Here is a 282-nt window from a genome sequence, read left to right on the forward strand (position 1 = left end):
CCCACACCGTCAGCAACCGCACGGTGACGCCCGCCGCGGCGGCCAGCAGCACGACCACCTCGGCGACCAGCGGAAACGCCCGGGCCCGCAGAGCCAGCACCACCGCGACGACCGCGGCCAGCGGCACCGTCCACACGGAGGGGTCCCGCAGCGCCAGTACGGCGGCCACGGCGGCCGATCCGGCCACGGTGACCGTGGCCAGCACCAACCCGCGGTGGGCGGCGGCCAGGGCGGCGGACACCTGGTGGCGGCTGACGGAGATCCCCCCGGCCCGGCGGTCGT

Annotated in this window: 1 pseudogene; it reads right to left on the minus strand. The window is 78.0% G+C overall.

Annotated elements, in window-relative coordinates:
- Window positions 1–282 (minus strand): annotated as a pseudogene (locus B7767_RS40750) (type VII secretion integral membrane protein EccD); the annotation flags it as partial.

The sequence above is a fragment of the Streptomyces sp. 13-12-16 genome (genome assembly GCF_002114215.1).
Lineage (GTDB): Bacteria > Actinomycetota > Actinomycetes > Streptomycetales > Streptomycetaceae > Streptomyces.